General features: G+C 34.4%; 24 protein-coding genes. 20 read left to right on the forward strand and 4 right to left on the reverse strand.

What is annotated here, in order from left to right; genetic code table 11:
- The first annotated feature begins 285 nt into the window (after window positions 1-285).
- From KFV12_RS03915 to whiA, 14 genes are all read left to right on the forward strand, one after another.
- Window positions 286-726: a CHAP domain-containing protein gene (locus KFV12_RS03915; protein WP_254257355.1), complete on the forward strand. Its 441-nt coding sequence runs from the start codon at window positions 286-288 to the stop codon at window positions 724-726.
- 118 nt (window positions 727-844) lie between these two features.
- The gene (locus KFV12_RS03920) at window positions 845-1,384 is read left to right on the forward strand and encodes a TlpA family protein disulfide reductase (RefSeq protein WP_096077094.1); all 540 of its coding nucleotides are present in this window, start codon (window positions 845-847) and stop codon (window positions 1,382-1,384) included.
- A gap of 15 nt (window positions 1,385-1,399) precedes the next feature.
- The gene (locus KFV12_RS03925) at window positions 1,400-2,047 is read left to right on the forward strand and encodes a YfbR-like 5'-deoxynucleotidase (RefSeq protein ID WP_096077093.1); all 648 of its coding nucleotides are present in this window, start codon (window positions 1,400-1,402) and stop codon (window positions 2,045-2,047) included.
- Entirely contained in the window at window positions 2,044-2,274 is a 231-nt protein-coding gene (locus tag KFV12_RS03930) for a CsbA family protein (protein WP_099580343.1), read from the forward strand. Before KFV12_RS03925 ends, KFV12_RS03930 begins: the two co-directional genes overlap by 4 nt.
- A gap of 130 nt (window positions 2,275-2,404) precedes the next feature.
- On the forward strand, window positions 2,405-4,384 hold the full coding sequence (uvrB, locus tag KFV12_RS03935; protein WP_254257356.1) for an excinuclease ABC subunit UvrB: 1,980 nt from the start codon (window positions 2,405-2,407) through the stop codon (window positions 4,382-4,384).
- Between the two features lie 4 nt (window positions 4,385-4,388).
- A complete protein-coding gene (uvrA, locus tag KFV12_RS03940) occupies window positions 4,389-7,211 on the forward strand; it encodes an excinuclease ABC subunit UvrA (RefSeq protein WP_111714300.1) in 2,823 nt (940 codons plus the stop codon).
- A gap of 108 nt (window positions 7,212-7,319) precedes the next feature.
- On the forward strand, window positions 7,320-8,249 hold the full coding sequence (gene hprK, locus KFV12_RS03945) for an HPr(Ser) kinase/phosphatase (RefSeq protein WP_111714301.1): 930 nt from the start codon (window positions 7,320-7,322) through the stop codon (window positions 8,247-8,249).
- A gap of 1 nt (window position 8,250) precedes the next feature.
- Window positions 8,251-9,093 (forward strand): prolipoprotein diacylglyceryl transferase, encoded by an 843-nt coding sequence (gene lgt, locus KFV12_RS03950; RefSeq protein ID WP_254257357.1) that lies wholly within the window; start codon window positions 8,251-8,253, stop codon window positions 9,091-9,093.
- On the forward strand, window positions 9,071-9,553 hold the full coding sequence (locus KFV12_RS03955) for an acyltransferase (protein WP_111714303.1): 483 nt from the start codon (window positions 9,071-9,073) through the stop codon (window positions 9,551-9,553). Before lgt ends, KFV12_RS03955 begins: the two co-directional genes overlap by 23 nt.
- Before the next feature lie 32 nt (window positions 9,554-9,585).
- Window positions 9,586-11,004: a tetratricopeptide repeat protein gene (locus KFV12_RS03960; protein WP_254257358.1), complete on the forward strand. Its 1,419-nt coding sequence runs from the start codon at window positions 9,586-9,588 to the stop codon at window positions 11,002-11,004.
- 55 nt (window positions 11,005-11,059) lie between these two features.
- Entirely contained in the window at window positions 11,060-11,986 is a 927-nt protein-coding gene (trxB, locus tag KFV12_RS03965; protein ID WP_254257359.1) for a thioredoxin-disulfide reductase, read from the forward strand.
- 49 nt (window positions 11,987-12,035) lie between these two features.
- Window positions 12,036-12,977 carry an RNase adapter RapZ gene (gene rapZ, locus KFV12_RS03970; RefSeq protein WP_111714306.1) on the forward strand — a complete coding sequence of 314 codons (942 nt, stop codon included), beginning with the start codon at window positions 12,036-12,038 and terminating at the stop codon, window positions 12,975-12,977.
- Entirely contained in the window at window positions 12,964-13,956 is a 993-nt protein-coding gene (locus tag KFV12_RS03975) for a gluconeogenesis factor YvcK family protein (protein WP_111714307.1), read from the forward strand. The genes rapZ and KFV12_RS03975 overlap by 14 nt, the downstream gene beginning before the upstream one ends.
- Window position 13,957: 1 nt before the next feature.
- Window positions 13,958-14,908 (forward strand): DNA-binding protein WhiA, encoded by a 951-nt coding sequence (whiA, locus tag KFV12_RS03980; protein WP_111714308.1) that lies wholly within the window; start codon window positions 13,958-13,960, stop codon window positions 14,906-14,908.
- 49 nt (window positions 14,909-14,957) lie between these two features.
- Here whiA and KFV12_RS03985 read toward each other — a convergent pair whose 3' ends face one another.
- From KFV12_RS03985 to clpP, 4 genes are all read right to left on the reverse strand, one after another.
- The gene (locus tag KFV12_RS03985) at window positions 14,958-16,361 is read right to left on the reverse strand and encodes an alkaline phosphatase (protein ID WP_254257360.1); all 1,404 of its coding nucleotides are present in this window, start codon (window positions 16,359-16,361) and stop codon (window positions 14,958-14,960) included.
- Window positions 16,362-16,463: 102 nt separating this feature from the next.
- Window positions 16,464-17,189, reverse strand: a complete 726-nt coding sequence (locus tag KFV12_RS03990; protein WP_111714310.1) for a hypothetical protein — start codon at window positions 17,187-17,189, stop codon at window positions 16,464-16,466.
- A gap of 79 nt (window positions 17,190-17,268) precedes the next feature.
- A complete protein-coding gene (locus KFV12_RS03995; protein ID WP_367304766.1) occupies window positions 17,269-18,639 on the reverse strand; it encodes an alkaline phosphatase in 1,371 nt (456 codons plus the stop codon).
- Window positions 18,640-18,938: 299 nt separating this feature from the next.
- Window positions 18,939-19,532 carry an ATP-dependent Clp endopeptidase proteolytic subunit ClpP gene (clpP, locus tag KFV12_RS04000; protein WP_099580368.1) on the reverse strand — a complete coding sequence of 198 codons (594 nt, stop codon included), beginning with the start codon at window positions 19,530-19,532 and terminating at the stop codon, window positions 18,939-18,941.
- Between the two features lie 265 nt (window positions 19,533-19,797).
- Between clpP and KFV12_RS04005 the strand changes: the two genes are divergently transcribed.
- The 6 genes from KFV12_RS04005 (at window position 19,798) to gpmI (ending at window position 26,056) form a co-directional block, all read left to right on the forward strand.
- The gene (locus KFV12_RS04005; RefSeq protein WP_254257361.1) at window positions 19,798-20,049 is read left to right on the forward strand and encodes a glutaredoxin family protein; all 252 of its coding nucleotides are present in this window, start codon (window positions 19,798-19,800) and stop codon (window positions 20,047-20,049) included.
- A 156-nt stretch (window positions 20,050-20,205) separates the two neighbouring features.
- Complete coding sequence (locus KFV12_RS04010; protein ID WP_111714313.1) at window positions 20,206-21,249, forward strand: sugar-binding transcriptional regulator; 1,044 nt, start codon at window positions 20,206-20,208, stop codon at window positions 21,247-21,249.
- 188 nt (window positions 21,250-21,437) lie between these two features.
- On the forward strand, window positions 21,438-22,451 hold the full coding sequence (gene gap / locus KFV12_RS04015) for a type I glyceraldehyde-3-phosphate dehydrogenase (RefSeq protein ID WP_111714314.1): 1,014 nt from the start codon (window positions 21,438-21,440) through the stop codon (window positions 22,449-22,451).
- Window positions 22,452-22,567: 116 nt separating this feature from the next.
- Window positions 22,568-23,758 (forward strand): phosphoglycerate kinase, encoded by a 1,191-nt coding sequence (locus tag KFV12_RS04020; protein WP_111714315.1) that lies wholly within the window; start codon window positions 22,568-22,570, stop codon window positions 23,756-23,758.
- Between the two features lie 16 nt (window positions 23,759-23,774).
- Window positions 23,775-24,524 (forward strand): triose-phosphate isomerase, encoded by a 750-nt coding sequence (tpiA, locus tag KFV12_RS04025; protein ID WP_099580378.1) that lies wholly within the window; start codon window positions 23,775-23,777, stop codon window positions 24,522-24,524.
- Entirely contained in the window at window positions 24,524-26,056 is a 1,533-nt protein-coding gene (gene gpmI, locus KFV12_RS04030; RefSeq protein ID WP_254257362.1) for a 2,3-bisphosphoglycerate-independent phosphoglycerate mutase, read from the forward strand. Before tpiA ends, gpmI begins: the two co-directional genes overlap by 1 nt.
- Window positions 26,057-26,148 lie beyond the last annotated feature (92 nt).

Consider the following 26,148-nt stretch of genomic DNA (forward strand, 5'->3'; position numbering starts at 1 on the left):
CGATTTTAGATGCTATAAATTAATAAAATATAAATATATATATATAATAATTTGAAAATTTGAAATCTTAATGAGAGAAGTAATATTTAGAGCATAAATCTACTATAGTATTACAAACTGAACATACTTTTGTAATATTGATGCAAAAAATTACGTGTGTCATGACACTTGTATTACATATCCGTAACATTGAATTCTTAATACTTTCTTTATGGTAATATAATTTCTGTTGATAAATAATTCATTATTTATACATAAATATATTATTCGGAGGAAAAAGAAATCATGAAAAAAATCGTTTTATCATTTATTACTACTATGATGTTATTGACTACTGCCGAGTTTACTGAAGTTATGCCACAATCACAAGTTAAAACAGCTGAGGCTGGTTCTTATGGATATTCAAATCCTTATTACTGGGGAAGTTGCGCATATTATGCATACCAACGTCGTGCACAATTAGGAAGACCGGTTGGTAAGTATTGGGGCAATGCGGCAAACTGGGCATATAAAGCACGTTATGCAGGATATAAAGTTAGAAGATCACCAATTAAAGGTGCTGTACTTGTTTCTCAAAGTGGATATTATGGTCATGTTGCAGTAGTGGAAAGAACATATAGTAATGGATCAATTTTAGTATCAGAAATGAATTATCCTCGTCAAGGTGTTAAGACTTATCGTGTGATTTCTAAATATCAAAAAGGAAACTATCAATATATTTATTAAAATTATACAGAAGATGAACATTAAATGGTTCATCTTCTTTTTTGTTTTTAAGTTGACTTAGGTTTAAACTTATTTCTAATTACGTTATGATAGACATAATAACTATTGAGGTGGAAAGATGAAGCATTTAATCACGGCAATACTTCTTTTTATATTTTTAAGTTTAGTGGGATATAGTATTTATCAAGCGACACAATTTAATACAGCTTCAGATGATGCAAAGCAGGTAACAACCCATGAACATCCTATCAACAATCAAAATATTAGTAATGTAACGGTAAATGATTTAGAATCAAATCAATTTAAATTGAAAGAACAATTAAAACATGATATCAATATCATTAATTTCTGGGCATCATGGTGTGGCCCATGTAATGAAGAGATGCCTGAACTTGTTGCTTTTGATAACGAGAAACCTAATCATGTAGGATTAATCGGTATGAATGTGCAGGACAAAGAGAAAAAGCGAACTGCGTTTATACAGCAGTATAAAGCGAAATACCCGATGTTAGTTTTAGATGAAGCACAAATGAAACAATATAAGATTAACAATATTCCTACAACAATTTTTGTTGATAAAAATGGTAAGGTTTTAAAAACTTATATTGGTGAACTCAATAGAAATAAGTTAGAAAAAATAATAGCAGATTTAAAATAAAGAGGAGTGATTGTAGTGGGTGTACATCAATATTTTAAAAGTTTATCTGACTTAGAAAAGCTGATACGCTGTCCAGGTAAGTTCAAATATCAGGAGCATAATGTAGCAAGTCACTCTTTTAAAGTTACAAAAATTGCGCAGTATCTTGCTACAGTTGAAGAATATCATGGCACTGAGATTAACTGGAAAAATGTCTATGAAAAAGCACTCAACCACGATTATCCTGAAATTTTTACAGGTGATATAAAAACACCTGTTAAATATGCTTCTAAAGAGCTTAAGCAATTATTCAGTGATGTGGAAGAACAGATGATTGCACGTTTTATAGACTCTGAATTTCCGGAAAGCTATCGAGCGATTTATCATGAACGATTAAAAGAAGGAAAAGATGAAACGATAGAAGGTCAAATCCTTTCAGTGGCTGATAAAATTGATTTACTATACGAGTCTTTTGGAGAGATCCAGAAAAGAAATCCAGAACCGCTATTCTTTGAAATATATGAAAAGAGCTTACGCACAATTATACAATTTGACCACTTACATTGTGTACAGGATTTCCTTGAAAATATACTTCCTGAAATGTTACAGGAAAAATTTATTCCACGTTCAGAATTAAAGGAATTAACGGTATCAATATTAGAAGTAAAAGAGTCAGATCTATGACGATATGGTATTGGTTAGCATCATTATTACCAGCGCTTATGGTCGTTATATTTAGTATGATTGTCAGAAATAAATACACGGGCATGATACTATCTACTATAGTAATCGGTGTATCAGTCTATAAAGGATTTTTTCATTCACAGATGATCGTATTTTTAGATACGATGAGTCTAATTATTGGTTATTTAATTGTGGACTTTTATAAATTAGATAAAGGAAATGACTAACAGTTCAAACATTTTATGTTCTGAGCTGTTTTCTTTTTATATGATAAAGTTAGTGTAATATCTCGTCCGAACAAATGTTTGTATTTTTTATTTTTTTTTTGGTAAAATATTATCGAAAAGGAGGGCGCATATGGAACATCATCCGTTTGTTATTAAATCAGATTATAAGCCTGCTGGCGACCAGCCAGAAGCGATTAAAAAAATCGTAGAAGGTATTAAAGAAGGTAAGCGTCATCAGACTTTACTTGGTGCAACAGGTACAGGTAAGACGTTTACAATGAGTAATGTTATTAAAGAAGTTGGTAAACCTACGTTAATTATGGCCCACAATAAGACTTTAGCAGGTCAATTATATAGTGAGTTTAAAGAGTTTTTCCCTGATAATCGTGTTGAATATTTCGTGAGTTATTATGATTATTATCAACCTGAAGCGTATGTGCCTTCTACAGATACTTTTATCGAGAAAGATGCATCGATTAACGATGAGATCGATAAATTACGACATTCGGCAACGAGTGCTTTATTTGAACGTGATGATGTGATCATCATCGCTTCAGTAAGCTGTATCTATGGATTAGGAAACCCTGAAGAATATAAAGATATGGTTGTAAGTATGCGTGTAGGGATGGAGGTTGAACGCAATCAATTATTACGTAAATTAATTGATATTCAGTATGCACGAAATGACATCGATTTTAAACGTGGTACATTCCGTGTGCGTGGAGATGTCGTCGAAATTTTTCCGGCTTCTCGTGACGAGCAATGTGTACGTGTTGAATTCTTTGGAGATGAAATTGAACGAATTCGTGAAATTAACTACTTAACAGGAGAAGTACTTAAGGAACGTGAGCATTTCACATTATTCCCAGCCAGTCACTTCGTTACACGTGAAGAAAAAATGCAGATTGCAATTGAACGTATCGAGAAAGAATTGGAAGAACAGCTGAAAAAATTTAGAGAAGAAGGTAAATTACTTGAAGCACAACGTCTAGAGCAACGTACGAACTATGATTTAGAAATGATGCGTGAGATGGGATTCTGTTCAGGCATTGAGAATTATTCTGTGCATTTGACATTACGTCCACTAGGTGCAACACCTTATACTTTACTTGATTATTTCGGTGATGACTGGTTAATCATGATGGATGAAAGTCACGTTACATTGCCACAGGTTAGGGGTATGTATAATGGTGACCAGGCACGTAAAAATGTGTTGGTAGATCACGGATTCAGATTGCCGAGTGCGCTTGATAACCGACCGCTTAAATTTGAAGAATTTGAAGCAAAAGGACATCAGTTTGTCTATGTTTCTGCAACACCAGGGCCTTATGAAATTGAACATACAGATGAAATGGTAGAACAGATTATTCGACCAACTGGATTACTTGATCCAATTGTTGAAGTACGTAAATCTGAACATCAAATTGATGACTTAATGGAAGAAATTAGACAACGTATTGAAAAAAATGAACGTGTACTCATTACGACATTAACGAAGAAGATGAGTGAAGATCTAACGACCTATTTAAAGGAAGCAGGAATTAAAGTTAACTATCTTCATTCTGAAATAAAAACTTTAGAACGTATAGAAATCATTCGTGATCTAAGATTAGGTGTTTTCGATGTACTTGTCGGAATCAACTTATTAAGAGAAGGATTAGATATTCCTGAAGTATCTCTCGTTGCAATTCTTGATGCGGATAAAGAAGGTTTCTTACGCAGTCATCGTTCTTTAATTCAGATAATCGGTCGTGCTGCACGTAACGATCAAGGGAAAGTTATCATGTACGCAGATAAAATGACTGATTCAATGAAGATAGCGATTGATGAAACCAATCGTCGTCGTGAAATTCAGGAGCGTTATAATACAGAACATGGCATCACACCGATGACCATTAATAAAAAAGTACGCGATATAATTAGTGCAACACCAGATGTTGCAGAAGATTTACCGACTAAAGATAAGCAAAAGAAAAAATTAACGGTAAAAGAGCGTAATGCAATGATTGAAAAAGTTGAGTATGAAATGAAAGAAGCAGCAAAAGCACTTGATTTTGAACGTGCTACTGAGCTGAGAGACATTTTATTTGAGCTTAAAGCTGAAGGGTGACAATATGAAAAATAAATCAATCGTAGTTAAAGGTGCGAGAGCACATAATTTAAAGAATATAGATATAGAAATACCGCGTGATAAACTGGTCGTTATGACTGGACTTTCAGGATCGGGTAAATCAAGTTTAGCTTTCGATACTATTTATGCTGAAGGTCAAAGAAGATATGTAGAATCACTAAGTGCTTATGCCAGAATGTTCTTAGGCCAAATGGATAAACCTGATGTCGATGTAATAGAAGGGTTATCGCCTGCGATATCAATTGATCAGAAAACGACGAGCAAGAATCCACGAAGTACAGTTGCGACAGTTACTGAAATTTATGATTATCTGAGATTGTTATATGCACGTATCGGTATACCTTATTGTCCGATTCACGGTATTGCGATTGAATCACAAACGATTCAACAGATGGTAGATAAAGTTATGGCGATGGAAGAGCGTACAAAGATTCAGATTTTCGCACCAGTTATTCGTGGGCGAAAAGGGACACATAAGAAGTTGATAGAAGAAATTTCTAAAAAAGGTTATGCACGTATACAGGTTGATGGCGAAGTATATGATGTTACCGACGAAATTGATTTAAATAAAAATCAAAATCACGATATTGATGTAGTAGTCGATCGTCTTGTTGTAAAGCCAGGTATCGAAGCAAGACTTGCAGACTCTTTAGAGAATGCTTTAAAACTTGCTGAAGGGAATGTCGTGGTAGATGTTATTGGTGGTGAGCAGGTAAAGTTTTCTGAACATCATGCATGTCCGATTTGTGGTTTTTCAATTGAGAAACTAGAACCGAGAATGTTCTCATTTAATTCGCCGTTTGGTGCTTGTCCTGATTGCGATGGATTAGGCACTAAATTATCGGTTGATGTCGACCTTGTTATTCCGGATAAATCGCTCACACTTGATAAAGGAGCGATTCTGCCATGGGAACCGATTAGTTCTAACTACTATCCAACTTTGCTAAAGCAAGCTTGTAAACATTTTAATATCAGTATGAAAAAACCTTTCGAAAAGTTAACAGAAGAAGAACAGCATATTATTTTATATGGTCATAATGACGAAATATCTTTTACATTTAAACAGGATAATGGAGTTACGCGTAAACGTGTAATGCAGTATGAAGGTGTATTAAATAATATCGAACGTCGTTATAAGGAAAGTCCTTCTGAATATACACGCGAACAAATGCGTAAATATATGGTGGATGAAGCTTGTCATACGTGCCATGGCTATCGACTCTCAAATGAAGCGATGAGTGTGAAGATAAAAGACCAACACATTGGACAAGTTGTAGAATTTTCAATCGGTGAAGCATTGAAATATTATGATTCGATTGAATTAACTGAGAAAGAGCAGCAAATCTCTAAACTTATATTAAAGGAAATTACTGAACGCTTGAGTTTCTTAAACAATGTTGGTCTTGAATATTTAACATTAAACCGTGCCGCTGGAACGCTTTCAGGTGGAGAAGCTCAACGTATCAGATTAGCAACTCAAATTGGTTCTCGTTTAACAGGTGTAATGTACGTATTGGATGAACCATCCATCGGGTTACATCAACGAGATAACGATAAGCTAATTGATACATTGAAGTCTATGCGAGATATGGGAAATACATTGATTGTTGTAGAGCATGATGAAGATACGATGCTTGCTGCAGACCATTTAATTGATATCGGACCAGGCGCGGGTGTACATGGTGGTGAAATTGTAGCGCAAGGTACACCGAATCAAGTCATGAAAAATAAAAAGTCATTAACAGGGCAATATTTAAGTGGTAAAAAACAAATAGAAATGCCTGAAACGCGTCGTAAACCAGATGGACGTTTTATAACCATCGAAAATGCGACAAGTAATAACTTAAAGGGTGTATCTGTCAATATTCCATTAGGTATGATGACCTTAGTCACTGGTGTATCAGGTTCAGGTAAAAGTAGCTTAGTTAATGATGTGTTGTATAAAGCACTTGCTCAAAAATTATATAAAACAAAAGCAAAACCTGGTCCCCATGACGCAGTGACAGGTATTGAGCATATTGATAAAATTATTGATATTGATCAATCACCTATCGGACGTACACCACGATCAAATCCAGCCACATATACAGGACTATTTGATGATATACGCGATGTATTCAGTCAAACGAATGAAGCGAAGTTACGCGGCTATCAAAAAGGCCGTTTTAGCTTTAATGTTAAGGGCGGCAGATGTGAAGCTTGTCGAGGTGATGGTATCATCAAGATAGAAATGCACTTCTTGCCAGATGTATATGTACCGTGTGAAGTGTGTGGCGGAAAACGCTATAACCGCGAAACATTAGAAGTAACCTATAAAGATAAAAATATTGCTGATATATTAGATATGACAGTAGAAGATGCATATCACTTCTTCGAAAATATTCCTAAAATTAAACGTAAACTAAAAACGATAGTAGATGTTGGTTTAGGTTATGTGAAGTTGGGACAACCTGCTACTACATTATCGGGTGGAGAAGCACAACGTGTTAAATTAGCCAGTGAGTTACATCGTAGAAGTAACGGTAAGACTTTATATATTCTGGATGAGCCGACAACAGGTCTTCATGTCGATGATATTGCGAGATTACTTAAAGTATTAGAGAAGCTTGTAGAAAATGGTGATACTGTCCTGATTATCGAACATAATTTAGATGTAATTAAAACAGCAGATCATATTATTGATTTAGGACCGGAAGGTGGTGACAATGGCGGTAAGATTATCGCCATTGGTACCCCGGAACAAATTATGGAATCAAGCGCATCTTATACAGGAAGATATTTAAAACGACATGTAGAACGTCAGTAAATAATAAAGAGACATTGACATGAATTTGTCAGTGTCTCTTTGTCGTTTTAAATTGTATTATTGCGTAAAGTTATTTAATATGAAAGTATTGGATGATGGAGGTTTAACATGATAACAAGTATAGAATTGATCGAGAAGTTTGACTTAGAAATTATTGCAGGTAATGTAGCGATAGAAATTCCTATTATCAATACGAATATATCGAGACCAGGATTAGAAATGGCAGGATTCTTTTCACATTATTCTTCTGATAGAATACAGGTGCTCGGAACAACTGAAATGTCGTTTTTCGAAACATTGAGTAAAGAAGACAGAAGAGAACGTATGCAAAAACTATGTAGAAAAGAAACACCTTGTATTATTTTAACGCGAGATATTGATGCGCCTGAAGAACTAGTGGATGCTTGTAACCGTAAAGGAACACCATTGTTAAGTAGTAGTGATGTTACGACAAGTTTAATCAATAAAATTTCTTCATTCCTGGAAAGAGAGCTCGCACCTGAAACAAGTCTTCATGGTGTTTTGGTTGATGTATACGGAGTCGGTGTACTCATCACGGGTGATTCTGGTGTAGGGAAAAGTGAAACGGCATTGGAGCTTGTTAAACGTGGACATAGATTGGTTGCTGATGACAATGTTGAAATTAAAGAAATTTCAAGAAATGTTTTAATGGGAAAAGCACCGAAACTTATTGAACATCTGCTTGAAATTCGTGGCTTAGGTATTATCAATGTCATGACACTTTTTGGAGCTGGTAGTGTATTACCTGAAAAAAGACTAATGTTAAATGTCAATCTTGAATTCTGGGCGAAAGATAAAACGTATGATCGTGTGGGTTTAGTAGAAGAAACATTAACGATACTTGACTCTAAGATTACAAAGAAAACTGTACCGGTAAGACCTGGACGTAACTTAGCTGTTATAATCGAAGTTGCAGCGATGAATTATCGATTAAATAAGATGGGTACAAATACTGCAAAAGATTTTAATGACAGGTTAAATGCACAAATTAAAAATCAATCATTAAAGGAGATTTAAAATGCTGTTAACGCTTAACCCTATAGCACTAGAGCTTGGTCCGATACAAATTCGCTGGTATGGCGTCATTATAGCGGTAGGTATATTACTTGGATATCTACTCGCACAACGTGAAACAGAAAAGAAGCATTTTCCTGAAAATACGCTGATAGATATTGTGATCAGTTCAGTAATTTCGGGCATAATTTGTGCGAGAATCTATTATGTTGTATTTGAATGGTCATATTATAAAGAACATCTGTCTGAGATACCGATGATTATGAATGGTGGTATAGCGATACATGGTGGCTTGATTGGAGCACTTGGGATGGCTTACTTTTTAACACGCAAGAAGCATGTATCATTTTTCCAGCTTGGTGATATTGCAGCACCAAGTATTATTCTTGGTCAGGCAATCGGACGCTGGGGGAATTTTATGAATCAGGAGGCGCATGGTGGGGAAGTATCAAGAAGTTTCTTAAAGCAACTTCATATACCTGAATTCATCATTAACAACATGAAGATAGACGGCGTTTATTATCATCCTACTTTTCTTTATGAATCGATATGGAATTTCACGGGTTTTGTTATTTTATTATTACTCCGCAAACATTTGAAGATTGGCCAGACGTTACTTAGCTATGCCATTTGGTATTCAATCGGACGTTTTTTCATCGAAGGTATGCGTACGGACAGTTTAATGTTAACGGAACATTTAAGAATTGCACAGATGATTTCAATTACGATTATCATTGCTGCACTTGCGATATGGATTTATCGTAATTTTAAATATCAATTGCCTAAATATAAAGACGTTAATTTTCCGATGAGGAGTTCAAGTGATGCGCAAAACGTCAAGCATTAGATCAAATGGAGTTAATCCTTTATGGCATATGTATCGCACAGTTTCATTTATTAAAGTAGCCAAGAATTTTGTTGTGATAGAAAGTGGCAGAATATGTCCTTCAGTTAAATTAAAACGTCATTTATATCGTATATTTCTCGGTATGAAAATCGGCAATAAAACTTCAATTGCATATAAAGCGATGCCTGACTTGATGTTTCCTGAAAGAATTACAATCGGTGATAATTCAGTAATAGGCTACAATGCTACTTTGTTAACACACGAATATTTAATCGACGAGTATCGTATTGGAAATATTGAAATCGGATCAAATGTATTAATAGGTGCTAATGCACTCGTATTACCTGGCGTAACAATCGGTGATAATGCAATCATTGGAGCGATGACACTCGTGTCCAAAGATGTGCCGGAAAATTCATTTGCATATGGTAATCCAATGATTATTAAAAATAAGGTATAATTGAAGTATCGACATAAAAAGGGGTGTGATGGATGGATAACATTATAAAATTTCCTAGTAATGATGATGAATTTTATAAGATCGGTTTAAAAAAACAGAGCCAGCAATCATATGATGAAGCCATCTCATTTTATATAAAATCCCTTCAAAAAGAAAACAAATGGAAAGTAAATAAAAGCTTATCAGAATGTTTACAGATGATTGGTAAGTTTGATGATGCAGAACAAACGTTAATTAAGTATTTAAGTACGGATTTTGATTGTATAGATGTGTTTTATGAACTCAGTCAACTGTTCGTAAAACGTCGCGATCCTAATAAGGCTTTTTTATTTGGTATGTACTACTGCTTGCATTCAGATGATATTTCATATCTTGATGAACTACAGACATTGTTTGAAGTATTTTACGAAGATCAATCAAAGGTTGAAAGTGAAAGTGAAAGTTTTGTTGTGCACTATATCTTTCAGAATTTCTTTCAGAACTTTCATTATGAATTAGCGCTGGACTGGATTAATTATCAGCCTGTTGATATACAGGAACGTTCAGAAATACGTAATTTAAAAGCGATGACTTTACTTTTTATCGGACAATACAAGGAAAGTGGCGCGATATTAGAGCAGCTATTATATGAAGATGCGACAGATATACATGCACTTTGTCATTATACTCTACTGCTATATAATACGAATCAAACAGAACAGTATGAATTATATTTAAAACGTCTTAAAAAAATTGTACCGATTAATGATGAAGAGAAGTTTAAGCTAGGTATCGTGCTAAGTTTCCTGAAAAAATTTGAATCATCTCAAGATTTACTTTTACCATTGTACAAAAAGGGTAAATTTGTGAATAGTCAAATGTTACACGCACTTAGTTTTAATAGTTTTGCTTTAGGTCATCACAGTCAGTCTGATCAATTGTGGGCAAATCTTACTGAAATGGTACAGAATCCAGGACCTAGTCCGAGACAAATTTATGATGGCCAACAATATTTGAGTGATGAAATTTTACCCTTTCTTGAACATATCGATTGCAATCATCGTTTGATCGGCATCTTTTTAATTTCGCAGATGAATGATAAGACACTTATTATCAATCGTAAAGTATGGGAAATTCTAGAAGGTATGCCTGACTTTGAAAAGCTCTACCTTTCATATATCTTTCATAATATTAATCTAATAAAACTTGATTTTATCCATAAAGGATTGAAAGTGTTATTCGATGAAGTATATGATATTGCTTTATTTGATTATTGGATTGAAAAAGCTGAAGCAATTATTGATGCTAAGATGGATCTGAAAAATATCCAGGCATACACTGCAGTATGTTACTTCTTATATATGAGGATGTCGAATGATAAAATAACTAAGCGAGAAGTTATCGAAAAATTTAATACGACGCGTTATCATTTTGTAAAAGTATATGATGCCTTTAAGCAAAATAATATTTAAAATTAATAAGTTGTTGTATATTGAACTTACGAATTGAAATAATGGAGGTAAGAAAATGACTGAAATAAAAGAATATGATGTAGTAATCGTTGGTGCAGGCCCTGCAGGAATGACTGCAGCAGTTTATGCATCGCGAGCTAATCTATCAACAATTATGATTGAACGTGGTATGCCAGGTGGACAAATGGCAAACACAGCAGATGTAGAAAACTTTCCTGGATTTGATTTAATCACTGGACCAGATTTATCTACAAAAATGTTTAATCATGCGCAAAAATTTGGTGCTGAATATGCATATGGAGATATTAAATCTGTAACATTAGACGGAGATATGAAAATTATCGATCTAGGTGAGAAACAATTAAAAGCAAAAGTACTAATCATAGCAACTGGTGCTGAATATAAAAAGATTGGTGTACCTGGTGAACAGGAATTAGGTGGCCGAGGCGTTTCATATTGTGCTGTATGTGACGGAGCATTCTTTAAACAGAAACACTTAATCGTTATCGGTGGTGGAGATTCTGCAGTTGAAGAAGGTGTATACTTAACTAAGTTTGCAGACAAAGTTACAATCGTCCATCGTAGAGATAAATTAAGAGCACAAAAAATCTTACAGGATCGTGCCTTTAAAAATGAAAAAGTTGATTTCATCTGGAATTCAACATTAAAATCAATTAACGGAGATACAAAAGTGAGTTCTGTAACGTTAGTTGATAATGATGGTGTTGAATCAACTGTACCAACAGACGGTGTGTTCATATATATCGGTATGCAGCCATTAACGAAACCATTTTTAGATTTAGGTATTACTGATGAAGTAGGATACATTATTACAAATGATGAAATGGAAACAAGCATTCCTGGCATTTATGCTGCAGGAGATGTACGTGTTAAAAAATTAAGACAAATTGTTACTGCAACAGGTGATGGTAGTATTGCCGCACAAAATGCACAACACTATATTGAATCTTTAAACGACTAATGATAACCAGAAAATAGATACGCATTCGCGTGTCTATTTTTATGAATTCATGTATTATAGAAGTAATAGCTTTTTGAGGGGGATTTCAGTGAATAATGAAGAAAATTTTAAAAAATTAGTCGTTGTAACAGGAATGAGCGGCGCTGGAAAATCTGTTGCTATTCAGTGTTTAGAAGATCTAGGTTATTTCTGTGTTGATAATCTACCGCCAATATTATTACCTAAATTTGTTGAATTGATGCAGGATAATAATCAGTCACTTTCACGTGTTGCATTAGGTGTAGATTTACGTGGTAAAGATTTTTTCGACAATTTACGTGAAGAACTTCAAAATATAACAAATTTAACAGATATACTCGTTCAGGTATTATTTATTGAAGCAAATGATAATGTACTTGTTTCGCGTTATAAAGCGACACGTCGAACGCATCCTATTTCATCTGGTGGAACACCTTTAGAAGCAATAAATGAAGAACGCAGATTGCTAGCAGATTTAAGAGGCGTTGCAACCCATATTGTTGATTCATCAGATTTTAAGCCTAAAGAATTACGTTCAAAAGTGATTGAATTATTCGGCTCTGGAAAAGATAATATATTTTCTATCAATGTGATGAGTTTTGGTTTCAAACATGGTGTGCCAATAGATGCAGATATTGTATTTGATGTACGATTTTTACCGAATCCTTATTATATTGAGGAACTTCGTCCTTTAACTGGAATGGATGCACGTGTTTATGATTATGTGATGAAATGGAAAGAAACTGAAATATTCTATACGAAGCTGATGGACTTATTGAAATTTGTAATTCCTGGATATATGCGTGAAGGAAAGTCACAAGTTGTAATTGCGATTGGATGTACAGGTGGTCAACACCGTTCTGTTGCTTTAGCAGAACGTATTAGCAATGAACTTATAGATTTCTTTGATTTTGAATTGAATACTCGCCACAGAGATGCATTAATAGAAGGAATCATTGATGAGAAGGCTTAAGATTTGTCTGATTGGCGGTGGTACAGGATTATCCGTAATGGCGAGAGGTTTAAAGCATTATCCTGTAGAAATAACGGCAATTGTAACAGTAGCAGATGATGGTGGAAGTACTGGTAAAATTCGTGATGTCATGGATATACCCGCACCTGGAGATGTGCGTAATGTACTTGCAGCATTAAGCGATGTGGAGCCGATGCTTGAGAAATTGTTTCAGTATCGTTTTAATGATGAAACTTTAGGTGGGCATCCAGTTGGAAATTTGATGCTTGCTGCAATGACAGATGTAACAAGTGATTTTGGGCATGCGGTCAAAGAGCTGAGCAAAATATTAAATGTTAAAGGTACAGTAATACCTTCTACAAATACGAGCCCTATTCTCAATGCAATTATGGAGGACGGAGAAATTGTAGTCGGAGAATCTTTAATACCTTTAAAAGATAAAAAAATTGAAAGTGTATTTTTGACACCTTCAAACATTAAACCGATGAAAGAAGCGGTAGAAGCTTTACTTGAATCTGATTTGATTGTAATGGGACCAGGTAGTCTATATACAAGTATCATCCCGAATTTAGTTTTGGATGAACTTGCTGAAGCGATTGTTAAAAGTGATGCTAAAAAACTTTATGTCTCTAATATTATGACACAACGCGGTGAAACGATTGATTATACAGTCGGTGATCATATTGAAGCGATTCATAAGCATGTTGGGCAGCCATTTATACAATTTGTTATTGCAAATGATACTACATTTGATAATAAAATTCATGATAACTATGCACGAAACAATTCGACTTTTGTTCATTGCGATTATGATAGCATCCGAAAAATGGGCATTGAACTGATTACTGATAACGAACTTGTTGATATCAATTTAGACGGTATTGTACGTCATAATAATGAAATCCTCGCTGATATGATATATGAACTTGCATTAAGTGAAATCAGTACAATAGAGTTTAACCAGAAAGAAGGCGAGTAATATGTCTTTTGCCTCAGAAATGAAAAATGAATTAACGCGGATTGAAACAGATATGTGCTGTAGTAAAGCAGAATTATCAGCGCTAATTCGTATGAATGGCAATTTGAGCATTCAGAACATGAAATGGGTAATCAATGTTCAATCTGAAAATGCTGCGATTGCAAGACGAGTATATAGTTTAACGAAGAAAATCTTTGGTGTAGATATTGAATTGCTCGTTCGTAAGAAGATGAAACTTAAAAAAAATAATGTCTATATCTGTAGAATAAAAATGAAAACGAAAGAAATTCTGGACGAACTTAAAATATTAACTGATGGTGAGTTTAAACAAATTGTCGATAAGTCTTTAGTATCAGATGAATGCTGTAAACGCAGCTATTTACGCGGTGCTTTTTTGGCAGGGGGATCAGTTAATAATCCTGAGACATCTTCTTACCATCTTGAAATATTTTCTTTATATGAAAGCCACTCACTTGGTTTAACAGCATTAATGAATGAATATGAATTAAACGCAAAAACTTTAGAACGTAAAAAAGGTTATATTTCATATTTAAAAGAAGCAGAGAAGATTTCTGAATTTCTCAGTATCATTGGTGGCTATCAGGCGCTATTAAAGTTTGAAGATGTAAGAATTGTACGAGATATGCGTAACTCTGTTAATCGTCTTGTGAATTGTGAAACAGCAAATTTAAATAAAACAATCAGCGCAGCGATGAGACAAGTAGAGAATATTAAATTAATCGACCAGGAAATTGGAATCGATGAATTACCGGAGCGACTTAGAGAAATAGCACGTCTAAGGGTATTACATCAGGACATATCACTTAAGGAATTAGGTGAAATGGTTTCTACAGGTGTTATATCTAAATCAGGCGTGAATCATCGTCTAAGAAAACTAGATGAAATAGCTGATAAACTACGTTCAGGAGAGTCAATTGAATTGAAGAAATAAAATAAACCGGATGAGCAATGTTGCTCATCCGGTTTCATTCGTTCTATTATTATTTCTTTAAGAATGATTTGATGTTCGTAGCATTTTGGATATTATGTTGAACACCTGCAAATTTCTCTTTACCTGGGCCATATGCGTAAACATGGATTTCTTCACCAGTATGAACTAATGATCCCCATCCAGCATTTGCACGAACGTCTACAACTTTATTGATTGCTTTTAATGTTGCTGTTTCGTCTTTTGCTGTTGCAGCATTGACGATTGCTTGACGCTCTTCAGCAGATAAATCTTCAAATTTGATGTTATCAGAGATTAATTTTTCAATATTAGCCCCGTCTTCAATTAATTTAGCTGTTAAACCTTCAGCAGTCATCTTCATATTGTTAACTACTTTTGGATGGAATTCATATTTATCACCTGTACCTACTGATAAACCACCAGTAGCGTGGTCAGCTAAAGCAATTACTAATGTATTACAATCTTTTTTAGCATAATTTACAGCTGATTGGTATGCTTTATCGAAAGCAGCAATTTCACTCATCATACCAGTTAAGTCATTAGCATGACCTGACCAGTCAGGTTGAGACCCTTCTACCATTAAGAAGAAACCTTTTTTGTTTTTAGATAACTTGCTGATTGCAGTATCTGTCATTTCTTTTAAAGAAGGCTCTTCAGCTGGACGATCGATGTCTTTACTCATCGCAGATGGAGCGAATAAACCAATTAAACGACTTGATTTAGATGCTTTTTCTTTTAACATTGCATCACGTGTTGTAACGTATTTAAATTTAGAACGTTTTTCTAAAGTTTTTACTAAGTCTAAAGTCACTTTACCGTTTTCATCTTTTTGTTTGAAGAAATCAACACCCCCACCAAGCATGACATCAACGATTGGGCGTTTGTATTTTCCTACTTTTACAGTACGAGACATTTGCTTAGCAATATCCATTTCATTTTTACGAGATTCATTATGCGCAGCAAATACTGCAGGTGTTGCGTGTGTTAACTCACTTGTTGCAAGTAAACCAGTTGAACGACCTGCTTTTTTATAAGCTTCTAATACAGTTTCAACAGGTTTTTTGTTTTTATCAACTGAAATTGCCCCATTGTAAGTTCTTACACCTGTTGCTAATGCAGAACCAGCAGCACCTGAATCAGTGATGTTTAATTTTTCATCGTCACTGATTGTTAATTGAGAACCTACTAAATATTGATCAAAGAAAATTTTGTCTAAACCAGGTGTTTTTTCATTGTCTTTGTAGTAGCGGTAAGCACCTAATTGTGATATCCCCATACCATCACCAATCATTAAGATTACATTTTTAGGTGTTTTAGAACAAGTTGCTTTCTTTGCTGTCGCTGCGTCAGCAGTTGTTGCATTGAAAGGGATTACTGTTGAAGCTACTGTTGTTGCGATTAAAGTTGATGCTGCAATTGACTTGAAATTAACCATGTGGATAAATCCTCCTAATATTTGATAGCTTTAATATATCAGTATAATGTAAAGGATTTATTTCTAAGCAGTAAATTTCATATTAATAAATTGTAAAGATTCCTATTTGGAACTTTTGAAGTTTTCAAATGATTTAAAAGGAGTATCTTCTATTACAAAACTTCCTTCTGTTTCATTATTAACCTGATGAATTGCTGTAAACATTAATAATTCACGTTTACTGTCGTATTGCGTTGCGCCGAATTTTTTTGCATAATTCTCATAAGCTATATAATCTTTATCATTTTTATTTAGCGTATCTAAATATTTATAATCTTCTTCGTGCATTTCAAACTTTGGATAAAAATGTGCTGATTTATCGCTACTAACAATTTCAACATGCTTTGGATCAGCAGTAATAAAGCGACCATCCTGCAGCATATACATTTTTAGATCCTTATATGTTACTTCAGAAATAGCCGTAAATTCATGGTTTTCACCTGCAGGTATCGTTGGAATTCCGTGCCCTGTATCTTCTGAATAGATGATTGTGTCATTATCTTTAACTTTGATCACTTTACTAATGGTTTTTGATTCTACACCTTTAACCGGATATTTTTTTATTTTTCCTGGTCTTAATTTTTCAACGGAACCAAATATTTTTTTAGCTTGCTGCTCTGTATAAGGTTTAATGTTTTTATTTGCTGAATTGCTAGACTTATCTATATTTGATTTTGTATCAGTAGTACTTTCTGTAGACGTTTCTTTTTTAACTTGAGAGGAATGATCTGCATTACATGCAGTTAACAAAAGTGTAGTAGATAAGAATAATGTAGATAGAGATTTCATTTTAAAACTCCTTCTGATTTAAGTATAAAAAAATATATCCAGACACAATTTGTGCCTGGATATTCTTTAAATAAGTTGACTATTTGAAGAATTTAAAGATGCGTTTCGCGTTATCTGTATTATCCATGCTACCACGCCATTGTTCACTACCTGGTCCATATCCGTAAATGTATACGTCTTCACCAGTGTGTCCGCCAGTTGTCCAACCAGTAAAACTTCTTTTGTTTACAGGTTTTTCGATAGCGTCTTCAATCTTCACAGCTTCTTTAGAAGCTACTGCATCTTTAATAGCTTGAATTTCTTCAGCTTCTAATTCGAAACCGATATTGTCTTTAATGATAGCATCGATGTCAGCGCCATCTTTCATCATTTGAGCACGTAAATATTCAGGTGTATGTTTCATCTTTTTGATTGGATCTACGAAGAAGTTATATTCTCCACCTTGTCCCATTGATAAACCACCAGTAGAGTGGTCAGCTGTTGCGATAACTAATGTATTACAGTCAGTTTTAGCGTATTTAATTGCTTCCTGGAATGCAGCATCGAAATCTTGCATTTCACTCATTGCACCAGTGATATCATTTGCATGACCAGCCCAGTCAATTTGAGAACCTTCTACCATTAAGAAGAATCCTTTTTTGTTAGAACCTAATTTTTTAAGTGCTGTATTTGTCATATCTTTTAATGATGGCATATTTTTATCACGGTCGATCATTTTTGGCATTCCACCAGGAGAGAATAAGCCGATAACTTTCTTTTGTTTAGAGTTGCTTGAAACTTTCTTTAACCATTTTTTGTTTGATACAAATTTGTATCCATCTTTTTGGAATTCTTTAATTAAGTTACGGTCTTCACGCTCGAAATAATCTCTGCCGCCGCCTAAGATTACATCAACTTTATGTTGTTTGTTAATCATTTCATCAAAGTAGTCATCAGCGATTGCAGCCATGTTTTTACGAGACTCATCATGCGCACCAAATGCAGCTGGAGTTGCATGTGTTACTTCACTTGTTGCAACTAAACCAGTTGATTTACCTTTTGCTTTAGCTTGCTCTAATACTGTTTTAACTTCTTTCTTATTAACGTCTACTGCGATTGCATTATTGTAAGTTTTAATACCAGCACTCATTGCTGTTGCAGCAGAAGCAGAATCCGTAATATTTTGATGTTCATCATCCGCAATTGTAGTTTGTGCACCTAATAAATAGTCATCGAATGAAATTCTGTCTAACTTCTTAGTAGCGGCATTGTCACGCATATATCTATGAGCAGCAACGAAAGATGGACCCATTCCGTCTCCGATCATAAAGATAACGTTTTTAGGTTTTGAACTTGCCTTACATACTTTTGTTGCAGCTTTTGCAGTGTGTGATGCATCAGTTACTGGCAGAGATGTTGCTAATAAACCAGCAGTTAAAGTAGTAGCTAATACTTTGTTGATTTTCTTCATGATAATCCTCCAAAAAGTTAATAGTTTTTTAATGCAATCTAAATTTATCAAAATTTTGTAAATAAATGAGTGTGATTGTGTAAAAGTTTTGTAAATTACTTTGTCTAAATAGTAACTATTCCTAATAGGATTGATTACTGTTAGGAATGGTTACTATTTGCGTTAATCTTATTAATCTATTTGTTATTTTAATATAAGAAATAGATTCACATAAAAATGAAAAAGCACTTAGACATACAAATGTCTAAGTGCTTAGTATAAATAATTTATTCAGTTAATAATCTGTACCTATATTCTGATTATTTCTTCTCATCAATAGGATGCATAACTTCATCAATTAATCCATATTCTTTAGCTTCATCAGCAGATAGGAAATTATCTCGATCAGTATCTTTTTCAATTTTTTCAACAGGTTGACCTGTACGTTCAGAAAGAATACGATTAAGTTTTTCACGTGTTTTTAAAATATGACGTGCTGCAATTTCAATTTCAGTTGCTTGACCTTGCGCACCGCCTAAAGGTTGATGAATCATTACTTCTGCATTAGGTAATGCAAAACGTTTCCCTTTTGCACCTGCTGCTAATAAGAATGAACCCATTGATGCAGCCATACCAATACAAATCGTTTGAACATCTGGTTTAATATGTTGCATCGTATCATAGATTGCCATACCAGCAGTGACACTTCCACCTGGTGAATTGATGTATAGGTAGATGTCTTTCTCAGCGTCCTGTGCTTGTAAGAATAATAACTGAGAAATAATTGAATTTGCTACATTATCATCAATAGCAGATCCTAGCATAATGATTCTATCTTTAAGTAAGCGAGAATAAATGTCATAAGCACGCTCACCTCTGTTAGTTGATTCGATAACTGTTGGAATTAAATTCATAATTTATTGCCTCCTTGTTTACTGTTAAAAATAATATACACTATAACGTCAAATATAGTCAAAGATTTGAAACTGTATTATAAAATTTTTTAATTTACTTGTTATTCATTATAATAGTAGATATTACATATTGATAGTGAAGTGCTATGAGGTTTATTAATTTACAAATAATAAATAATAAAAAATGAATCGAAAAAATGAATATTAAAGAATAAACATTAAATAACAATAAAAGACGCTTATTAAAATATAAAGGTAGGTCATTATGGAACATATTATTTTTTATACACAACCAAACTGTAATTTATGTGATGATGCAAAGCTTCAGATTTCATTTGCACAGGAAGATATCGATATTAATGTGACTGAAGTTAATATTCAGCAAGATGATAAGCTTAATGAATTATATTGTTTAAGTGTACCTGTGTTGATCGATAAAGATACTGGTGCAACAATACAGGAAGGTAATGTCGATTTTGTAACAATTATTGATTATTTTCAAAGTAAATATAAATAGATTAAAATAATATAAAATGTAAACGTTTTTAAGTTTTCTAATTACTTGCAAAACTTTTTTAGTCTTGTTATTATTGCATTGTAACGTTAGTTAGTTTTTGACCCATGTGGGTCGTATTTAGTCCAACTAATTGTTATCGATTAAAGGAGGAGTCATATGAATCATTTATTAAAGGTTCAACAATTACTGATTCCCGATTTAATTGAAAAGATGTATCGCCGTTATTTAATCTTAGATACGATTCATCTTCATCAACCGATTGGTCGTAGATCTTTAAGTGATATTCTTTTGATTACTGAAAGAGTACTCCGAACTGAGATTGATTTATTGAAAGTACAAGGTTTAGTTAATATTTCATCTAAAGGTATGACAATTACTGATGAAGGGATAGACGTACTTGCAGATCTTCAATCTTTAATGGAAGGTTATGCAGCATTAGAAAGTTTATCTCAACAAATCAAACAATATTATGGTTTAGAAGAAGTGATTGTAGTGAATGGTAATGTAGATACTGATGAAGTTGTTAAGAACAGACTTGGTGAAGCAGCTAGTAATGTTTTACAAAGATTAGTGATTAACGGTGATATCGTATCTGTAACTGGTGGTTCAACGATGCTCAGCGTAGCGAATCAGTTAAAACCGCTCAATAAGCGCGTTATCTTCACACCTGCCCGAGGTGGATTAGGTGAAGACTTGTCTTTTCAAGCGAATGCAATTGTTCAGCAAATGGCTGAACACGGGAAATGTCAATTTGAAGTATTATATGTACCTGACCAGGTAAGTGAAGAAGCATATAATACACTTGTCAATGAACCATCTGTAAAGCGTGTACTCGATCATATTAAAAATGCAAACATTTTAATTCATGGTATCGGGGATGCGATGAAGATGGCAAAGCGTAGACATTCATCTAGTAATGATTTCGAAATTTTAAAACAAAAGAATGCTGTCGCAGAAGCATTCGGTTATTACTTTGATGCAGCTGGTGAAGTCGTCCATAAAGTTAGAACGGTCGGTATTCAACTAGAAGATTTAAATGAATCTATGAAAATTATCGCAGTTGCAGGTGGAAGTACTAAACAATATGCGATTGAAGCATATTTAAATGTTGCACCCAAACATACGATTTTAATTATTGATTCAACTGTAGCGCATTGGCTGGTGAAACAAATTAAACAACAGACTTTACCAGTTACATAATTTAAGTTATATGCGTAATATTTTTGTTTTAATGACTTTTATGGTTATAATTAAATTATGTTGTATAACGTGAAATAATTAGTGAAAGTATACAAATTGTGTATTTGATTAATGTGTTAAAAGAATTGGATTCACTTAGGGGTATCCCCTAATAAAATATATATGATATATAAAGGAGGCCATTACTCATGGCAGTAAAAGTAGCAATTAACGGATTTGGTAGAATTGGACGTTTAGCATTCAGAAGATTACAAGAAGTAGAAGGTATTGAAGTAGTAGCAGTTAACGATTTAACAGACGATAAAATGTTAGCGCATTTATTAAAATATGATACAACGCAAGGCCGTTTCAAAGAAGAAGTAGAAGTAATTGAAGGTGGATTCCGTGTAAACGGTCGCGAAATCAAATCATTCGAAAATCCAAACCCTGCTGAATTACCATGGGGCGAACTTGGAATCGATGTTGTTTTAGAATGTACTGGTTTCTTCACTGATAAAGAAAAAGCACAAGCGCATATCGAAGCAGGTGCTAAAAAAGTATTAATTTCAGCACCGGCAAAAGGTGACTTAAAAACTGTAGTGTACAACGTTAACCATGACGTATTAGACGGTTCAGAAGAAATCGTTTCAGGTGCTTCATGTACGACTAACTGTTTAGCACCAATGGCTAAAGTATTAAACGATGAATTCGGAATTATCGAAGGATTAATGATGACAGTTCACGCATTCACAGGTGACCAAAATACATTAGATGCACCACATGCTAAAGGTGACTTCCGTCGTGCACGTGCAGCAGCAAACAACATCGTACCTAACTCAACAGGTGCTGCAAAAGCAATCGGTTTAGTAATTCCAGAATTAAAAGGTAAATTAGATGGATCAGCACAACGTGTTCCAGTACCAACAGGTTCTGTAACTGAGTTAACTACAATTTTAGAAAAAGAAGTTTCAGTTGAAGAAGTAAACGCTGCAATGAAAGCTGCTTCTAACGAATCATTCGGTTACACTGAAGATGAAATCGTTTCTTCTGATATTATCGGTATTACTTATGGTTCATTATTCGATGCAACACAAACACGTGTAATGACTGTTGGTGAACACCAAATGGTTAAAACAGTAGCTTGGTACGATAACGAAATGAGTTATACTGCTCAATTAGTACGTACTTTAGAATTCTTAGCTGAACAAGCACAATCTAAATAACATTTTATTCACGCGTAAGCGGGGGAAGATTTCGCTTCTCCTGCTTATTTTATTATTAGGGGTTCATTGTTATAATTAACATCGTAAACACTAATATTTTATAGGAGGCCACAAAGATGGTTAAAAAAATTGTTTCAGATTTAGACTTAAAAGATAAAAAGGTTTTAGTACGTGCAGATTTTAACGTACCTATGAAAGATGGTGCGATTACTAATGATAATCGTATCGTAGAAGCATTACCTACTATTAAATATATTATTGAACAAGGTGGTAAGGTTATTTTATTCTCTCACTTAGGTAAAGTGAAAGCAGAAGAGGATAAAGCGAAGTTATCATTACAACCTGTAGCAACACGATTAACTGAACTATTAGGGAAAGATGTTAAATTTGTAGCTGAAACACGTGGACAAGCATTAGAATCAGCAATTGATGCATTAGCTGCGGGAGATGTTTTATTATTTGAAAACACACGTTTTGAAGATGTAGATGGTAAGAAAGAAAGTAAAAACGATCCTGAATTAGGTAAGTACTGGGCTTCTTTAGGAGATGTGTTTGTCAATGATGCTTTTGGTACAGCTCATCGTGAGCATGCATCAAACGTAGGAGTAGCTACACATTTAGAAACTGCTGCTGGATTCCTGATGGAGAAAGAAATTAAATTCATAGGTGGCGTAGTAGAAAATCCTGAGCGCCCATTTGTAGCAATTTTAGGTGGCGCGAAAGTCTCTGACAAAATTGGCGTTATCGAAAACTTATTAAAAGTAGCTGATAAAGTATTGATCGGTGGAGGTATGGCTTATACTTTCTTAAAAGCTCAAGGTAAAGAAATCGGTCAATCATTATTAGAAGAAGATAAGATTGAATTAGCGAATGATTTATTAGCACGAGGAGAAGGTAAGATTGTATTACCAGTTGATGCAGTTGTAACGAAAGAATTCTCAAATGATGGAGAAATTTCAACTGTTTCAGTTGATGAAATTCCTCAAGATTTACAATCGTTAGATATTGGACCAGCTACGATTGAATTATTCAAAAAAGAATTAGAAGGCGCTAAAACAGTAGTTTGGAACGGACCAATGGGTGTATTTGAAATGAGCAACTTCGCTAAAGGTACAATCGGTGTTTGTGAAGCGATTGCACATTTAGATGGTGCGACTACAATTATCGGTGGTGGAGATTCAGCTGCAGCTGCTATGGATCTTGGATTTGCAGATAAATTTACACATATTTCAACAGGTGGCGGAGCGTCATTAGAATATTTAGAAGGTAAAGAACTACCTGGTATTAAATCAATCTCTGAAAAATAAAAAGGTGGCTATTAAAATGAGAAAACCAATTATCGCAGGAAACTGGAAAATGAACAAAACAGTTAAGGAAGCAAAAGATTTTGTCGCTAATTTACCTGCTTTACCAAGCACGGATAGCGTTGATGCAGTTATTTGTGCACCAGCAATTCAATTAGATGCATTAGTAAGTGCGAACGTTGAAGGTTTAAATATCGGCGCGCAAAACTGTTATTTTGAAGATAATGGAGCATATACTGGAGAAACTTCACCAGCTGCTTTAAAAGACTTAGGTGTTAAGTATGTAGTTTTAGGGCATTCTGAACGTCGTGAGTACTTTGGTGAAACAGATGAAGATGTAAATAAAAAAGCATTAGCTGTTTTTAAACACGGTATGACGCCAATTATCTGCTGTGGTGAAACAGATGAAGAACGTGAATCAGGTCAATTTGAAGCTCGTGTTGGTTCTCAAGTTTCTAACGCATTAAAAGGATTTACTGAAGAACAAGTTAAATCTGCTGTCATTGCTTATGAACCAATCTGGGCAATTGGAACTGGTAAATCTGCTACAAGTGAAGATGCTGAGTCATCTTGTAAATTCGTTCGTTCAGTTGTTGAAAAAGACTTCAATACAGAAGTAGCACAAGCTGTACGTATTCAATATGGTGGTTCTGTTAAACCTGAAAACATTAAAGAATACATGGCAAATGAAAATATTGACGGTGCGTTAGTAGGCGGAGCGTCATTAGAAGTAGATTCATTCGTAAAATTGTTAGAAGGTGCTAAGTAATGAAAAGCCCAACTGCTTTAATCATACTTGATGGCTTTGCTTGCCGAGAAGAGACATTCGGTAATGCAGTAGCTCAAGCAAATAAACCGAATTTTGATCGTTACTACAACAAATATCCACATGAGCAATTAATGGCGTGTGGACTTGATGTAGGATTACCAGAAGGACAAATGGGTAATTCAGAAGTTGGCCATTTAAACATTGGTGCCGGCCGCATTGTGTATCAATCATTAACACGTATCAATAAATCAATTCAAGATGGTGACTTCTTTACAAATGAAGTGTTATTAGATGCGATGAAACATGTAAAAGAACATGAGTCAGCGTTACACTTAATGGGATTATTATCTGACGGTGGTGTACACAGTCATTACAAACATCTGTTTGCATTATTAAAGCTTGCAAAAGAACAAGGTGTTGAAAAAGTTTATGTTCATGCATTTTTAGATGGTCGTGATGTTGGTCAGCAAACAGCATTACAATTCATTGAGGAAACTGAACATCAATTTAAAGAAATTGGTGTTGGACAATTTGCATCTGTTTCAGGTCGTTATTATGCGATGGATAGAGATAAGCGCTGGGATCGTGAACAGTTAGCATATGATGCGATGACATACGGTAAAGGTGTCGAATACAAAACAGCTAAAGCTGGTGTTGAAGCAAGTTATGCTGAAGGTGTTAACGATGAGTTCGTAGTACCATTCGTAGTAAAAGACGAAGAAGTTGGTTCAGAAAATACAGGTGTTAATGATGGAGATGCAATGATCTTCTTCAACTTCAGACCGGACCGTGCAGCACAATTATCAGAAGTCTACACGAATGAGGAATTTGATGGTTTTAAAATGGATAAACGATTAATCGGCATCAAATTTGTAACATTTACTAAGTATAATGATCAAGTGAAAGCTGATGTTGTGTTTGTTAAAGAGGATTTAGTCAATACCATTGGTGAAGTTGCAAGTAAAAATGGCTTAAAACAATTACGTATTGCAGAAACTGAAAAATATCCACACGTGACATATTTCATGAGTGGTGGACGTAATGAAGCGTTTGATGGAGAACGTCGTGTATTAATTGACTCACCAAAAGTTGCAACATATGATTTGAAACCTGAAATGAGTGCATACGAAGTACGAGATGCATTGCTTGCAGAACTTAATAAAGGTGATTTGGATTTAATTTTATTAAACTTTGCCAATCCTGATATGGTAGGTCACTCAGGGATGCTTGAACCTACAATTAAAGCGATAGAAGCAGTCGATGAATGTTTAGGTGCTGTCGTTGATAAGATTATAGAAATGGGAGGCACTGCAATAATTACAGCTGACCATGGGAACTCAGATGAAGTATTAACAATCGACGGAACACCTATGACTGCGCATACAACTAATCCGGTGCCAGTAATTGTAACACGTGAAGATATTACCCTGCGTAGTGGTGGCCGTTTAGCTGATTTAGCACCAACATTAATTGATTTATTAGGTGTTGAAAAGCCTGTCGAAATGACCGGTGAATCATTAATTCAAAAGTAATTCACACTTAGATTAAAAGTATTACTAAAATTAATTTAATTAATTGATTATTCCTGACAAATCGGGAATAATAAAATAGAAAATAAAACAAA

Source organism: Macrococcus epidermidis (assembly GCF_024205965.1).
GTDB classification, from domain to species: Bacteria; Bacillota; Bacilli; order Staphylococcales; family Staphylococcaceae; genus Macrococcoides; species Macrococcoides epidermidis.

What these genes read in the sequence shown, in the direction of transcription:
- KFV12_RS03975 (WP_111714307.1), top strand. Translation starts at nt 12,964, where the DNA reads ATGAGAAGGCTTAAGATTTGTCTGATTGGCGGTGGTACAGGATTATCC.
- KFV12_RS03955 (WP_111714303.1), top strand. Translation starts at nt 9,071, where the DNA reads ATGCGCAAAACGTCAAGCATTAGATCAAATGGAGTTAATCCTTTATGG.
- KFV12_RS03995 (WP_367304766.1), bottom strand. Translation starts at nt 18,639, where the DNA reads ATGAAGAAAATCAACAAAGTATTAGCTACTACTTTAACTGCTGGTTTA.
- KFV12_RS03915 (WP_254257355.1), top strand. Translation starts at nt 286, where the DNA reads ATGAAAAAAATCGTTTTATCATTTATTACTACTATGATGTTATTGACT.
- gap (WP_111714314.1), top strand. Translation starts at nt 21,438, where the DNA reads ATGGCAGTAAAAGTAGCAATTAACGGATTTGGTAGAATTGGACGTTTA.
- KFV12_RS03960 (WP_254257358.1), top strand. Translation starts at nt 9,586, where the DNA reads ATGGATAACATTATAAAATTTCCTAGTAATGATGATGAATTTTATAAG.
- gpmI (WP_254257362.1), top strand. Translation starts at nt 24,524, where the DNA reads ATGAAAAGCCCAACTGCTTTAATCATACTTGATGGCTTTGCTTGCCGA.
- uvrA (WP_111714300.1), top strand. Translation starts at nt 4,389, where the DNA reads ATGAAAAATAAATCAATCGTAGTTAAAGGTGCGAGAGCACATAATTTA.
- KFV12_RS04005 (WP_254257361.1), top strand. Translation starts at nt 19,798, where the DNA reads ATGGAACATATTATTTTTTATACACAACCAAACTGTAATTTATGTGAT.
- rapZ (WP_111714306.1), top strand. Translation starts at nt 12,036, where the DNA reads ATGTATTATAGAAGTAATAGCTTTTTGAGGGGGATTTCAGTGAATAAT.
- hprK (WP_111714301.1), top strand. Translation starts at nt 7,320, where the DNA reads ATGATAACAAGTATAGAATTGATCGAGAAGTTTGACTTAGAAATTATT.
- uvrB (WP_254257356.1), top strand. Translation starts at nt 2,405, where the DNA reads ATGGAACATCATCCGTTTGTTATTAAATCAGATTATAAGCCTGCTGGC.
- whiA (WP_111714308.1), top strand. Translation starts at nt 13,958, where the DNA reads ATGTCTTTTGCCTCAGAAATGAAAAATGAATTAACGCGGATTGAAACA.
- KFV12_RS04020 (WP_111714315.1), top strand. Translation starts at nt 22,568, where the DNA reads ATGGTTAAAAAAATTGTTTCAGATTTAGACTTAAAAGATAAAAAGGTT.
- clpP (WP_099580368.1), bottom strand. Translation starts at nt 19,532, where the DNA reads ATGAATTTAATTCCAACAGTTATCGAATCAACTAACAGAGGTGAGCGT.
- KFV12_RS04010 (WP_111714313.1), top strand. Translation starts at nt 20,206, where the DNA reads ATGAATCATTTATTAAAGGTTCAACAATTACTGATTCCCGATTTAATT.
- KFV12_RS03990 (WP_111714310.1), bottom strand. Translation starts at nt 17,189, where the DNA reads ATGAAATCTCTATCTACATTATTCTTATCTACTACACTTTTGTTAACT.
- trxB (WP_254257359.1), top strand. Translation starts at nt 11,060, where the DNA reads ATGACTGAAATAAAAGAATATGATGTAGTAATCGTTGGTGCAGGCCCT.
- lgt (WP_254257357.1), top strand. Translation starts at nt 8,251, where the DNA reads ATGCTGTTAACGCTTAACCCTATAGCACTAGAGCTTGGTCCGATACAA.
- KFV12_RS03985 (WP_254257360.1), bottom strand. Translation starts at nt 16,361, where the DNA reads ATGGTTAATTTCAAGTCAATTGCAGCATCAACTTTAATCGCAACAACA.
- tpiA (WP_099580378.1), top strand. Translation starts at nt 23,775, where the DNA reads ATGAGAAAACCAATTATCGCAGGAAACTGGAAAATGAACAAAACAGTT.
- KFV12_RS03920 (WP_096077094.1), top strand. Translation starts at nt 845, where the DNA reads ATGAAGCATTTAATCACGGCAATACTTCTTTTTATATTTTTAAGTTTA.
- KFV12_RS03930 (WP_099580343.1), top strand. Translation starts at nt 2,044, where the DNA reads ATGACGATATGGTATTGGTTAGCATCATTATTACCAGCGCTTATGGTC.